General features: G+C 71.8%; 9 protein-coding genes and 1 pseudogene. 2 read left to right on the forward strand and 8 right to left on the reverse strand.

The genetic code is table 11. The features are described 5' to 3' along the window. Positions 1–42: 42 nt before the first annotated feature. From ACIPYW_RS02205 to ACIPYW_RS02225, 5 genes are all read right to left on the reverse strand, one after another. Positions 43–555 carry a hypothetical protein gene (locus ACIPYW_RS02205; RefSeq protein ID WP_400410365.1) on the reverse strand — a complete coding sequence of 171 codons (513 nt, stop codon included), beginning with the start codon at positions 553–555 and terminating at the stop codon, positions 43–45. 125 nt (positions 556–680) lie between these two features. Next, complete coding sequence (opgC, locus tag ACIPYW_RS02210) at positions 681–3176, reverse strand: OpgC domain-containing protein (protein ID WP_400410367.1); 2496 nt, start codon at positions 3174–3176, stop codon at positions 681–683. Continuing rightward, complete coding sequence (locus ACIPYW_RS02215; protein WP_290132670.1) at positions 3173–3580, reverse strand: ATP-binding protein; 408 nt, start codon at positions 3578–3580, stop codon at positions 3173–3175. The genes opgC and ACIPYW_RS02215 overlap by 4 nt, the downstream gene beginning before the upstream one ends. Then, positions 3577–5535, reverse strand: a complete 1959-nt coding sequence (locus ACIPYW_RS02220; protein ID WP_400412490.1) for a glycosyltransferase — start codon at positions 5533–5535, stop codon at positions 3577–3579. The genes ACIPYW_RS02215 and ACIPYW_RS02220 overlap by 4 nt, the downstream gene beginning before the upstream one ends. 158 nt (positions 5536–5693) lie before the next feature. Then, positions 5694–6434 (reverse strand): TetR/AcrR family transcriptional regulator, encoded by a 741-nt coding sequence (locus ACIPYW_RS02225; RefSeq protein ID WP_400410368.1) that lies wholly within the window; start codon positions 6432–6434, stop codon positions 5694–5696. A 124-nt stretch (positions 6435–6558) separates the two neighbouring features. On the opposite strand from ACIPYW_RS02225, the gene ACIPYW_RS02230 reads away from it, so the two are divergent. Both ACIPYW_RS02230 and ACIPYW_RS02235 read left to right on the forward strand, forming a co-directional pair. After that, positions 6559–7482 (forward strand): NAD-dependent epimerase/dehydratase family protein, encoded by a 924-nt coding sequence (locus tag ACIPYW_RS02230; RefSeq protein WP_400410370.1) that lies wholly within the window; start codon positions 6559–6561, stop codon positions 7480–7482. Between the two features lie 155 nt (positions 7483–7637). Then, positions 7638–8393 (forward strand): annotated as a pseudogene (locus ACIPYW_RS02235) (ParB/Srx family N-terminal domain-containing protein); the annotation flags it as partial. A 157-nt stretch (positions 8394–8550) separates the two neighbouring features. Here the strand turns inward: ACIPYW_RS02235 and ACIPYW_RS02240 are convergent. The 3 genes from ACIPYW_RS02240 to ACIPYW_RS02250 form a co-directional block, all read right to left on the reverse strand. Next, a complete protein-coding gene (locus ACIPYW_RS02240) occupies positions 8551–8871 on the reverse strand; it encodes a hypothetical protein (RefSeq protein ID WP_400412492.1) in 321 nt (106 codons plus the stop codon). Positions 8872–9378: 507 nt separating this feature from the next. Beyond that, positions 9379–10701 carry a fibronectin type III domain-containing protein gene (locus tag ACIPYW_RS02245; RefSeq protein WP_400410371.1) on the reverse strand — a complete coding sequence of 441 codons (1323 nt, stop codon included), beginning with the start codon at positions 10699–10701 and terminating at the stop codon, positions 9379–9381. Positions 10702–11007: 306 nt separating this feature from the next. Continuing rightward, positions 11008–12882: a DEAD/DEAH box helicase gene (locus ACIPYW_RS02250; RefSeq protein WP_400410373.1), complete on the reverse strand. Its 1875-nt coding sequence runs from the start codon at positions 12880–12882 to the stop codon at positions 11008–11010. Positions 12883–13066: the final 184 nt, after the last annotated feature.

Consider the following 13066-nt stretch of genomic DNA (forward strand, 5'->3'; position numbering starts at 1 on the left):
GGCCTCCCGTCCGTCCCGTCCACGCCGTGGGCGCGGTGCGCGTCAGCGCACCCAGACGTTCGGCACCAGCTCGCGCAGGGCGTCGGTGCCGTGGTCCTCGAAGCCGTCGGTGACGAGGGCGGTCTGGTCGCCGTGGTCGTCCGACATGGACGTGACGACGGAGTCGCTCTCCACGGGGACGTCGCCGCAGACCGAGAAGTTGCGGGTGCTGTCCGCTGCGGGGTTGCTCCCGATGAGGCACACCGCGTCGTGCGTGGTCGTGGCGACCCAGTACGTCGTGCCGTCCGCCTCGCCGAGACGACGCTGACTGTCGGTCTCGAGGTCCTCCGGGCTGGCCGCCCCGTCGGGCAGCGCGTCACTCGACGCGAACGCGCGGTCCAGCACGTGGAACCGAGCGGCGGCGGGCACCACAGCGATCGCGGTCTTCGTCGATCCCGCGGCCCGGCTCGTGCCGGTGTGCGCGTCGCTGTCGGCCCGACCGCCGTGCTGGGTGCACCCGGCGAGCGCCAGTGCCACCACCGTCGCCGCCACGATCGTCGTCCCGGTTCCCCGCATGTCGTCCCCCTCCGGTGGTCGAACCGTACCAGGGCGACCGGTAGCCCGGGACTCGGCCCGGCGGACACGTTCGCGGTCCCCGTGCCCGCGAAGGTGTCCGCGGAGCCGAGACCCGGGCAGCGGCGTCAGCGAGGGATGACCGAGAACAGGAACTTCTTCCGGACCATGTACCAAGCGAGCAGGATGAGCAGGGTGTGCGCGGCGAAGCCGATCCAGCCGTTGAACCAGTCGACGCCGGGGATCGACGCGATGGCGAGTGCGAAGAACACCTGCCACACGAACACGTAGAGGCTCGCCTGGCCGAGCGGGATCCACAGCCAACCGATGGTCTTCGCGATCGGCTTCCAGAACACCGTGAGGATCGCGTACGACACGATGGCGAAGAACGCGATGTCGACCAGGCGCCCCCACTGCAGGTCCACGCGCTGGTACGCGGTGTTGTAGAGCTCGTCGTACATCGTCGCGGGGAACGGCGTCGGCGTGAACCCGAAGTGGTTGCCCGCCCACACGTACACCAGGAACAGCGCGTAGCCGACGATCCCGACGCCGATCAGCACCTTGCCGAGCCGCCCGGTGAGTGCGCCGATGATCTGCCGCCGGTAGGTGCCGAGGACGAGTCCGTGGGTGAACACGACCTGCCAGGTGAGCAGGGGGAACACCGCCTCGAACTGCGAGTTCAGCGGGCGGAAGTCCGGGTTGAGCGCCTGGTAGACGTACAGCGCCCAGCTGACGAGGAGGAGCGCCCACCAGAACCCGCGCCGGATCACCCACATGAAGACCGGGATGAACAGGCTGAGCACCACGAAGAGGCCCATGATGTTGAACGGCCACGGACCCATCTCGAGCAGCAGGAACTGCCGGATCGCGAACCACGGCGGCGGGTAGGCCAGCAGCTGCATCGCGTTCGGGTAGAGGTCGTACACGCGGCCCTCGGCCCCGACGCCCCCGGTGCCGGTGCCCCGGTCCGTGAAGGTCGTGATCGCGTCCGTGTCGAGGAACGGCACGAAGCTCAGCGCGAAGACCACGAGGATCACCACGAGCGTCACGAGGTACTGCTTGCGCGCCCGCTTCCACGCGCCGACGGCCGCCGCCCACTCGCCGAACTTCTTGATGGCGAACGGGTAGGTCATGCCGAGGACCATGCCGGACAGGAACACGAACATCTCGGCGCCGGTGATGGCGCCCACCGCGTGCAGCGTGATGTACGAGTACGGTCCGCCGATCTCGATGTGGGTGATGACGACGGCGAGGATGATGAACCCGCGGAACAGGTCGAGCCGGAGGTCGCGCCCGGGCTTGCCGTCGTCGGGGTACCGCCAACTCGGGACGAGCCGACCGAACAGCCCGCTGAGCAGGAACACCGCGGCGAGGCCGACCGCCAGCCACACGATCCAGGCCATCTGGTCGCCGCCGGTGTCGTACTGCTGGTTCGTCGCCGCGGCGCCGTCCTGCGGCGTGACCCGCTCGGTGACGGGGCCGAACACGAAGTCGCCCGCGCGCTCGAGGTCGGTGCGGAACGACCCGGCGATGCCGGGGACGGCGGTGTCGCGCCAGTCGGCGACCCGGTTCCCCGCCTCGGGCTCACGACGGTTCGTCTCGAGGAACGTGACCCCCTCGACGAGCGGCTTGTCCTGCACCGCCGCGATGACCTGCCGCCACCAGCCCTGCTTGACGGTGAGCTCCGCGGCGCCCTTCAGGGAGTGGTCGTAGAGGGCGCCGGTGTCGAGGAGCATCGGCAGGTCGCGACCCTTCGCGAACCGGTCGTAGAAGGTGCCCTCGGTCACGGGCTGCTCGTAGCCCCAGGTCTCGTCGAAGCGGGCCTGGACCTCGCCGGACTCCGGCGCGTCGTTCCGGGTGAGCGGGACGTCGCGGCCGGCCGCCTCGGTCGCCTTGCCCTTGCCGAACGAGAACATCGACAGCCCGACCCAGTCGACGCTCGACGCCCCGGGCCAGTACGGGGCGTAGGGGTCGTCCGCCGCGGTGAACTCGCCGTCGCCGTTCGTGTCGAGCGCGTCGACGTCGGTCGAGGACAGGTCACGGAGGCGGCCGGCGGACTCGCCGAACGGGTACCCGGCGCCGTACGACGGCGCCCAGACCATCGCGGCGTCGGACGTGCCGGCGTGGACCTGCTTCGCGAGTGCCCGGAAGGTGCGCGTGAAGTCGGTCGGCTGCTGCCCCCACGACACCCACGTGCCGTTCATCTGCGGCGCGTAGCGGACGAGGACCTTCGTGCCGTACTGCTCGTGGACCTGTTCGAGGAGTCGGTTCGCCTTCCGGGCGTCCGCGGTCGTCAAGGTCGAGAGCTCGTGGTCGGGTTCGAGGCTGACCACGAGGACGGCGCCCTGCGCGGCCGCGGCCCGGGTCGAGCGGAGCAGCTCGCGTTCGGCCGCGCGGTCGATCGGGTAGTCGATCTCGACGCCGTACATCGACGGCACGGCACCGAGGCGGCCCGCGTAGCCGTCCGGCGCGTCGTCGCCCCAATCGAGGTCCGGACCGAACCAGCGCTCGCCCGCAGCCGGACCGGACGGGGTGTCCTTCGCGGCGGTCGTCGCGGACGCGGGCAACGCGCCACCGAGGACGAGCGTGGCGACGACGACGAGGAGTGCGAGGAACCGCCTCACCGGTCGCACACCAGGGTCCACACGTTCCGTCCGTGCTCGTGTCGGTGCTCCAGCCGGTCGAGCGCGGCGATGGCGAGCGCGAGCCCGCGGCCGCTCTCCTCGTCGACGTCCGCCATCGTGACCGCCGCGAGGTCGACGTCGGCCGGGCGGCCGTTGTCGGTGAGGACGGCGGTGAGTTCGTGGTCGGTGGCCTCGAGGTGCACGGTGTAGCGCCTACCTGCTTCCTGGTCGTTCCGTCGGGTGTGCTCGACGATGTTCGCCGCGATCTCGGCCAGCGCGGTCTCGAGCTTGAAGCGCTGCGCGACGTCGTCGATGCCGAGGCCGTCCCACCACGAACCGAAGCGGTCCTGGACCTCGTCGAGGGACTCTGCGGTCGCGGGGACCTCGAACGTCGTGCTCGTCACAGGGGTCCTCCCACGGTGCTCGACTCGTGCTCGACGGGCGGCGTGAACACCGGCGCGCGGTAGAGCACGGCGCGGATCACGATGCTGAAGATGAAGAGGTCGAAGACCACCCACGCGGTGTTGACGAGCGGTGCGATGCCGTCGGCCTGGCCGGTGGCGTAACGGATCCCGATCATGACGAGCGCGGCGACGAGCGCCCCCATCGCGTACAGCTGCGGCTTGACGAGGTCCCACCGCGGCTTCTGGTCGGACTCGTCGCGGACCTTCGGCGTCACCCGGAACCCGAGGGGCTTGCCGCGGAACACGTTCTCGAAGGCACTCGTCACCGACTCGATCCACACCGGGAACAGCGCGAGCGAGTACTGCTGCCCGCGCCACGTCGGTCGCCCGGCCGCGACGACCCAGAACAGGAGTTGGTTGAGCACGAGGAACGGGATGAGCCGGACGAAGAAGTCGACGCTGTACGCCTGGACGGGGACCACCCCGAACGACAGGCAGAGCACCGGGGCGGCGATGTAGACGATCGCGGCGAAGCCCGACAGGTAGCTCCACATCGTGGAGAAGTACATGAGCCGCTGGCCCCACGAGAGGCCCTTCTGGACGAGCGGGTTCTCACGGAAGAACACCTGCATCGTGCCCTGCGCCCAGCGGAGGCGCTGGACGAGCATCGTGGGGAGGTCGTCCGGCGCGAGGCCGGTGGCGAGGATCTCGTCGTGGTACGCGGACTTCCACCCGAGGCCGTGCAGGCGCATCGCGGTGGCCATGTCCTCGGTGACCGAGATCGTCGCCAACGGCATGATCGGCTGCGCCTCGTCGTCACGGTTCACGTCGAGCGCGCGGGCGAGCACGGCGATGGACTCGATCGCGGCGACCGGGGAGGCCTCGCGCTGCCCGAGCACGTCGAGCGCGGCGTCGTCGAGACCGGCGAACGTGTCGGCCTCGGTCGACATGGCCGCGAGTTCCTGCAGGTCGTTCCGCACGGACTCGAGGTCGGCGGCGGCGAACCGGAACGAGATCGCGTCGATCCCGCGCTGGAAGTCGTAGGTGACGTCACCGAGCGGTTCACCACGGGACACCTGGTCACGGGCACGTTCGACCACGGCCTCGGCTTCGTCGAGGGCTCCGAGGACGCGCGGGTCGGTCTCGGTCTCACGGGCGCGGGCGAGCAGCGTCCGGGAGGTCTTGATCGTCCGCTGCACCGACGCCTCGACCTCGCGGACGTACCGGGTGACGCCGAGCTGCATGAGCGCCTCGCGCCGGAGGATCGCGTTCGACCCGCAGAAGAACGCGGCGTTCCAGCCGTCCTTCGACTGCTGGATCGGGCCGTAGAAGAGCGGGGCCTGGCTGCCGAGGAGGTCTTCCTTCGGCACGTTCTCGAACCACTGCGGCGTCTGCACGAGCGCCATCCGGTCGTCCTTGAAGTACCCGAGCGTGCGGTCGAGGATCGCCGGGTCCGGCACCTGGTCGGCGTCGAGGATGAGGAGGAACTCGCCCTGCGTCGCGAGCAGGGCGTTGTTGAGGTTGCCGGCCTTGGCGTGGCGGGGACGGTCGACCCAGTCGGCTCCGCGGGTGATGATCCCGATGCCGAGCGACTCGGCGGCCTCGCGCATCTCGGGGCGGTTGCCGTCGTCGAGGATCCACGTGGAGTGCGGGTGCCGGATGGCCTTCGCGGCACGGGCGGTGCGGAGGACGAGGTCGACCGGCTCGTTGTAGGTCGTGATGAAGACGTCGACGGTGACGTGGTCGCCCGGCGACCTCGGCGGCTCACCCCGCTCGCGGAGCCGCCAGGCGCCGAAGGCGAAGAGGAGCGAGTCGATGACGCTGTAGGTCTCGGCGAGGATGAGCGGCACCGCGATCCACCACGAGTGCCAGTTCACCGACGCCGCCCACCGCCAGACGATGTAGTTCACGCCGGCGATCGACGCGAGCAGGGCGACGGTGCGCACCGCGACCATGCGGCGGCGCGGGGTGCCGGTGGTGAGTCGGCGCCGGTCCTGCCGGCTGACGTCGAGCGCGCTCATCCACGTCCTTCCCTCGGGAGGGTCCACCCCTGCTGGCGCGACCTGGTGAGTGGTCACGTACAGGACTGTCTACCGCAGGGAGGGGTCCGCTGTCAGCCGACACCCGTGGAGCGGCGATCGCCGATCCCGAGGTCGTCCGCGAGGCGCGCCACGACGTGGTCGAAGTACACCGCGTCGTCGGAGACCGCCCCGACCGTGTGCCCGAAGAGCTCGAACGAGACGACCCCGAACACCGTGGTCCACGCCATCAGGATCCGGAGCACGAGCTCGTCCGGCAGGTCCGGGGCGATCCCCCGCTCGCGCATGTACGCAACGGCGTCACCGATGGCGGCCGGGAGCCCGTCGGGAGGTGACGCCGGCGCCGGACGGGCACCGTGCCTCCCGGCGGTCCACGCGTCCGCGACCACCCGGATGAGCACGTGGGTCGTGCGCGACGCGGGCTCGATCGTCGACGGCGGGGCGACGTACCCGGGGACCGGCGACCCGTAGAGCAGGGCGAAGTCGCCGGGGTGGGCCACGGCCCACGACCGGATCGCACGACAGACGGCACGCCAGCGTCCGCCGACGTCGGCGCGGTCGACCGCGGCGTCCGCCGCCTCGACGGCCGCCCCGAGCTCGTCGTAGTCGAGCACGAGGAGCGCGGTGAGCAGGTCGTCGCGGCTCGCGAAGTAGCGGTACACGGCCGACGAGACCATCCCGACGTCCCGTGCGACGGCGCGGAGGGCGAGCTGACTCGGCCCCTCCTGCGTGAGCCGTGCGCGGGCCGCGGCGAGGATGCTCGCGTACACGGCTTCGCGCGCCAGGGCGCGGGCGGTCGGCGGCTTCGTGTCCATCCCTCCACCCTGGCACGCGAGAGCACTGCACACAAACGAGAGCACTGCTCTTGCAATTCGACTGCGACCGGTGCAGACTCCTCTTGCGAGAGCGCCGCTCTCCCGATCACCCCAGGAGGAACCCATGTCCGCTCGTCACCTCGTCATCGGAGCCGGCCCGGTGGGCCGGCACGTCGCCGCCGTCCTCGCGGAGCGCGGCGAGGACGTCACCGTCGCCACCCGCTCGGGTCGCGACACCGGCCTGGAGGGCGTTGGGCACCTCGCCCTCGACGCCTCCGACACCGACGCGCTCACCCGGGCAGCGGACGGCGCGGCCGTCCTCTACAACTGCGCGAACCCCGGCGACTACACGCAGTGGGAGCGCACGTGGCCGCCGCTCATGACCGCGATGCTCACCGCTGCCGAGCGGACCGGGGCGGTCTACGCGATCACGGGCAACCTCTACCCGTACGGCCCGGTCGACGGCCCGATGCACGAGGGACTGCCGGACGCGGCCACCGACCACAAGGGCGTCCTCCGGGCGAAGCTGTGGGCCGACGCCCTCGCGGCGCACCGGGCCGGACGCGTGCGTGCGGTCGAGGTCCGTGGCTCGGACTACGTCGGGCCGGGCGTCGGCGGGAACGGGCACGTGACCCGCGTCCTCCCCGCGGCACTGCAGGGGAAGGCCGTGACGATGCTCTGCCGGACCGACCTCCCGCACGCCTTCACGGACGTGCTCGACGTCGCACGGACCCTCGTCGCGGCAGCCCTCGACGAGTCTGCGCACGGCCGGACGTGGAACGTGCCCTCGAACCCGCCGCGCACGCAGGAGCAGGCCGTGACCGACATGCTCGCGGTGACGGGGAAGCCGCCGGTGCCGGTGCGGCGCCTGCCCGCGGGGGTCATCCGCGCCGGCGGACTCGTGGTGCCGTTCCTCCGCGAGATGGCGGACATGTCCTACCAGTGGACCCGGCCGTACGTCCTCGACGACTCGGCGGCCCGGGCGCACTTCGGGATCGAGCCGACGCCGTGGGAAGAGGTCTGCCGCCGCACGGTGGAGGGGCTGTAGGCGCGAGGGCGCGGCGGGCCACGCGGGCGCGCGTGGCGCAACACCTGTCGTTCACCCGTCGGCCACCGCCCCGTCAACCGGGGTCGCGAACATGCGAGGACACTCAGCCCCGCCCGCCCCCTCCCGACAGGAACCCCGTGCCCGCACCCCGGACCATGCGGATCATCGCGCTCACCACCGCGCTGACCGCCACCCTCGGCGCCGCGGCCGTCTCGACCGAGACCGCGACCGCCGCCCCGACCCCGATCACCGACGACCGCGCCGCGAGCTGCACGACGGGCAGCACCGCCGACCTCTGCGCCGCGCCCGACACCCTGCTCGACGTCCGCATCGGCGACGTGCACCCGACGCAACCGTCGCTCGGCTACGACGAGGTGTACTACAAGCTCGGCCGCTACTCGACCGCGCTGAGCAAGGACTCCGTCAACAAGAAGTTCGACGACTGGTGCGAGGCGAACGGCCAGGAGGAAGCCGAGACCACCACGGCGACCTCGACCCTCACCGACCCGTCGTCGTTCACCTGCACGGTGCCGGTCGGGTCGGAGACGGCGGACACCATCGCCCCGATGAAGACCGTCGTGATCGGCCCCGGCGGCACCCTGTACCTCACCGACGGGCACCACACGCTCACGTCCTTCGACGAGGACAGCGGGCCGGACGTGCACGTCCGGCTCCGGGTCCTCGGCAACCTCTCCGGCATGACCGAGTCCGCGTTCTGGCAGACGATGCAGGACAACCGGTGGGTGTGGCTCCGGGACACCGCCGGGAAGGCCATCACGCCCGCCCAGCTGCCGCAGAACGTCGGGCTGGCGGAGTTCCAGGACGACAGCGCCCGGAGCATCATGTACTTCGGCCGCGACGTCGGCTACACCGCCGACGGCGCCGTGCCGTTCCAGGAGTTCTACTGGGGCTCGTGGCTCCGTGCCCACCCGGAGCTCGGGCTCGCCGACTGGGACCAAGACGACTTCGCGGGCTCGCTGTCGCTCGTCGAGCGCATCACGAAGGCGCAGGTGGCGCTCCCCCGCGACGAGGTCGTCGACGCCGAGAGCGGGTACACCGCCGCGGACCTCAGCACGCTGACCGACTGGAACGACGGCAAGGCCGTGACGAAGGGCGAGTGGGCGAAGCTCTCCGCACCGTACTCGTCGGAGAAGCCCGGCAAGCTCGCGTACATGACGGAGTACCGGAAGACCCTGGCCGCCGAGCCGGGCGACCCCGGCACCGACCCGACCGAGCCCGGCGACCCCGGCACCGACCCGACCGACCCCGGCACGACGCCCACCGACCCGGGGACCACACCCACCGACCCGGGCACCACGCCCACCGACCCGGGCACCACGCCCACCGACCCGGGCACCACGCCCACCGACCCGGGCACCACGCCCGCAGACCCCGGCAACGCCGACCCTACCGACCCGGCCACCGTCCGCGGCTCGGTCACGGTCACGGGTGACCTCGTGGCCGGCGGCGCCGTGACCGTCCGCGGCACGGGCTTCGCGGCCGACGCCGATGCCCGCGTCGAGATCCACTCCGACCCCGTGCTGCTCGGCACCGTGCGGACCGACGACTCCGGCGCGTTCACCCTCGCGGCGACCGTCCCAGCCGGGCTGCCCGCAGGGACCCACACGGTCGTCGTGGTCGTCGACGGCGTGACCGTCGGGTCGACCACGGTGACCGTCGTCGCGGACGCAGCGGGCTCGGACGGCGAGCTCGCGTTCACCGGCGCCGAGGGGCTCGTCCCGGCAGCGATCGCAGCGCTCCTCGCGCTGCTCGCCGGGATCGGGATCGTGGTGGCGCGCCGTCGGCGCGGTCACCGCGCGTAGTCGACGCAACCGCCACCCGGACTGGAGGCGCGGTGCCCGCTGGCACCGCACCTCCAGTCCGTCGTGGGCCGCGTCAGATGGACGTGAGCCGGCTGAACTGCGCCGTCGAGAGCTGCTGCGCCGCCCCGCCCGTGGCGGGGATCCGCCAGAGACCGGAGTCGGCGTCGACGAAGAGGTCACCGGCGGAGTCGGCCGCACCCGGGTAGTACCCGTTCGACGGGACGTCCGGGCCACCGGTGACCGCGTGGTCGAGCGTCACGCCGGAGGCGTCCTGCGTGAACAGGTCCGCGAGCGAGCGGTCCGTCGTGCACGTCGGGGAGATCGCGGCGCACCACCCCGCGGACTGACCGAGCAGGAGCGAGTCGTCGTTCGTCGCACTGAACTGGAACTTCACCTTCGCGGGCACCTGCACGAGCGTCGACGACCCTGCGGCCAGCGACCAGAAGCCGTTGTACCCGCTGCCGCCGAAGGCACGGTAGTCGAAGTACAGCGTGCCGCTGCCGTCGGCGACGACGGTTCCGAAGTACCCGATCGACTGGCCGTTCGCCTGGCCCACCTTCCGGGTGGTCACCGTGCCGTGAACCGTACGGCTCACCACGGTTCCGACTGACGGACCGGTCGAGGATCCCGACGCGGGCGTGAACGTGGACACGGTGCCGTCACGCCCGACGGTCCAGGCCGTGCCGCTCGACGGGAGGATCGTCTTCGGGACACCGGCGCCGATCGGCAGCTTCACGACGCCGCCGGACACGGAGTCGACCCAGTACACGTTGCCGGCGACGTCGGTACGGAGATCCTTGGTCAGGTGGAGCCCGGTCGCGAGGACCCGCGCCGCACCCCCGCCGGCCGGGTACTGGAGCAGCTTCGTGCCGTCGCTCGAGGGGACGAACACGTTGCCGACGTCGTCCGCTGCGTAGCCGGTGCCCTTCGCCGCGACGGTCTTCGGTGCGCCGGTGCCCGTGGTCGGGAAGCGGACGACCGCTCCTGCTGCGTCGAGGCCGTAGAGCGACTGCACGACCGCGGTGCTTGCCGGGGCGGTGTACCGGACGGAGACGCTGCGGCCGTCGCCCTTCGCGCCGACCGCCCGGACGGAGAACGTGTAGTGCACGCCCGCGCGGATCCAGCCGTAGCGCTCGGAGCGGACGTTCGCGGCGACCACGTCGGTCCCGCTGCCCGGTTGGCCGGCGGTCGGTCGGATCGAGACGCGCCAGCGCTGCACGGCGGCTCCGGAGCGCGGGGCACTCCAAGTCAGCGTGGCGGCGTCACCGGCACCGCTGACGTGGACGGACGTCGGGGCCCCGGGGAGCCTCGACGCGGGAGTGGCCGCCATCGCGGGCGACACTCCACCGATCACCAGCGCCGCGGCGGCCGCGGCGGTGAGCACTGCTCTGTACACGATCGATCCCCTACTGGTCTGCGTGGCCTTCGGGTGGCCACGACTGAAGGTCATCGAAGCACCACGAGGGGACGCCCCGGGGACGCAGTGATCGATCGTGCGGGGTCGGCTCCGGGTTGGCGGGACCCCGCAACAGCCGAGTCTCGGGCTGGCGCGGCCGAGTCTCGCATGGGCGCGGCCGAGTCTCGCGCTGGGCGACGTCCCACGCACTCAGGAGCACGAGGGACGTCGCTCAGCCCGAGTCTCGTCGCGGGGCGCACACCGGCGCACACCGGCGCACCGGCGCCGCCCGCCCCGTGCGACGCGTCAGTGGCGCGGCTTGCGCGCCCCGCGGTCGTCGCGGTCACGGTCGTACCGGCCACCGCCGCGCGGCCCGCGGTCGTCGCGGTCACGACCCCCGCGGTCGTCGCGGTCACGGTCGTACCGGCCACCGCCGCGCGGCCCGCGGTCGTCGCGGTCGAAGCGACGGCCACCGGCGCCACCCCGGCGGTCGGGCTTGATCTCGATGAGCTTGCCGCTGATCCGGGTGTCGGACAGACGGTCGAGCACGCCGGCGTCCATGTCGGTCGGGAGCTCCACGATGGAGAAGTCCGGCCGGATCTGGATGGCCCCGAAGTCGTCGCGGCGGAGGCCACCCTCGTTCGCGAGCGCACCGACGATCTGGCGCGGCTCGACACGGTGGCGACGGCCGACCTCGATGCGGTACGCCGTCATCGGCTGCGACCGACGCGGGCCGCGGTCGTCACGGTCGCCTCGGTCGTCCCGGTCACGGCGGGCACCCGAGGCACCGTCGCGACCGACCCGTGCGCTGAGCTCGTCCGACTCCGGGTCGAGGAGCAGCGGGTCCTCGCCCTGGGCCACGACCGCGAGCGCCGCGGAGACGTCCTCGGCGGGCACGTCGTGGTTGCGGACGTAGTGGGCGATGACGTCGCGGAACGCCGAGATGCGGTCCTGCTGCTCGAGCGCCGCGGTGATGGCGTCGTCGAAGCGGGTCAGGCGCGTCTCGTTGACGTCCTCGATCGTCGGGAGCTGCATCTGCGTGAGCGGCTGCTTGGTGTGGCGCTCGATCGCGGAGAGCAGTCGGCGCTCGCGCGGGGTGACGAAGCTGATCGAGTCACCCTTGCGGCCGGCGCGACCGGTGCGGCCGATGCGGTGGACGTAGGACTCGATGTCCACGGGGATGTCGAAGTTCACCACGTGGGTGATGCGGTCGACGTCGAGGCCACGGGCGGCGACGTCGGTGGCGACGAGGATGTCGAGCTTGCCGGACTTCAGCTGGTTCACGGTCCGCTCGCGCTGCGCCTGGGCGACGTCGCCGCTGATGGCCGCGGCGGCGTACCCGCGGGCGCGGAGCTTCTCGGCGAGCGTCTCGGTCTCGCTCTTCGTGCGGACGAAGATGATCATGCCCTCGAAGTCCTCGACCTCGAGGATGCGGGTGAGGGCGTCGACCTTCTGCGGGTAGGACACCATGAGGTACCGCTGCGTGATGTTCGCCGCGGTCTTCGTCTTCGTCTTGACGGTGATCTCGGCCGGGTCCGTGAGGTACTGCTGCGAGATGCGGCGGATCTGCGCGGGCATCGTCGCCGAGAACAGCGCGACCTGCTTGTCGTCCGGGGTCTCCGCGAGGATGGTCTCGACGTCCTCGGCGAAGCCCATCTTGAGCATCTCGTCGGCCTCGTCGAGCACGAGGTACCTCAGCTCGGACAGGTCGAGCGTGCCCTTCGCGATGTGGTCCATGATGCGGCCGGGGGTACCGACCACGATGTCGACGCCGCGACGGAGGGCGGAGAGCTGCACGCCGTACGCCTGACCGCCGTACACGGGCAGGACGTGCACGTGCTTCATGTGCGACGCGAACTGCTCGAACGCCTCGCAGACCTGGAGTGCGAGCTCGCGGGTCGGGGACAGCACGAGCGCCTGCGGCACCTTGCTGCCCGACTCCATGCGGGACAGGATCGGCAGCGCGAACGCGGCGGTCTTGCCGGTACCGGTCTGCGCGAGGCCGACGACGTCGCGTCCCTCGAGCAGCGTCGGGATGGTGGCTTCCTGGATGGCGGACGGGGTCTCGTAGCCGATGTCCTTGACGGCCTTGAGCACCTGGTCACTCAGGCCGAGGTCGGCGAAGGTCACCACGGGCCCCTCGTCGACGGTCTCGGCAGTGCTGGTGTTCTCGGTGCTCATGGGGAGAACGGTATCCCGGATGTGGCACGGAGGGTGAATGCGAGGCGTACCCTGCGCCGGGCGGGGGGGCCCGGGGGGGGGCCCCCCCCCCCCCCCCCGCCCCCCCGGCCGCCCCCCCCGCGGCCGGCCCCCCCGGGGCGGCTGGCCGGCGCCCGCCGCCCGCCCCCCCCCCCCACCCCCCTCC

The organism is Curtobacterium sp. NPDC089689 (assembly GCF_044749145.1).
Lineage (GTDB): Bacteria > Actinomycetota > Actinomycetes > Actinomycetales > Microbacteriaceae > Curtobacterium.

Excerpts from the sequence above, each read along its gene's own strand:
- ACIPYW_RS02205 (WP_400410365.1), bottom strand. The coding sequence starts at position 555 with ATGCGGGGAACCGGGACGACGATCGTGGCGGCGACGGTGGTGGCACTG.
- ACIPYW_RS02220 (WP_400412490.1), bottom strand. The coding sequence starts at position 5,535 with ATGGTCGCGGTGCGCACCGTCGCCCTGCTCGCGTCGATCGCCGGCGTG.
- ACIPYW_RS02225 (WP_400410368.1), bottom strand. The coding sequence starts at position 6,434 with ATGGACACGAAGCCGCCGACCGCCCGCGCCCTGGCGCGCGAAGCCGTG.
- ACIPYW_RS02230 (WP_400410370.1), top strand. The coding sequence starts at position 6,559 with ATGTCCGCTCGTCACCTCGTCATCGGAGCCGGCCCGGTGGGCCGGCAC.
- ACIPYW_RS02250 (WP_400410373.1), bottom strand. The coding sequence starts at position 12,882 with ATGAGCACCGAGAACACCAGCACTGCCGAGACCGTCGACGAGGGGCCC.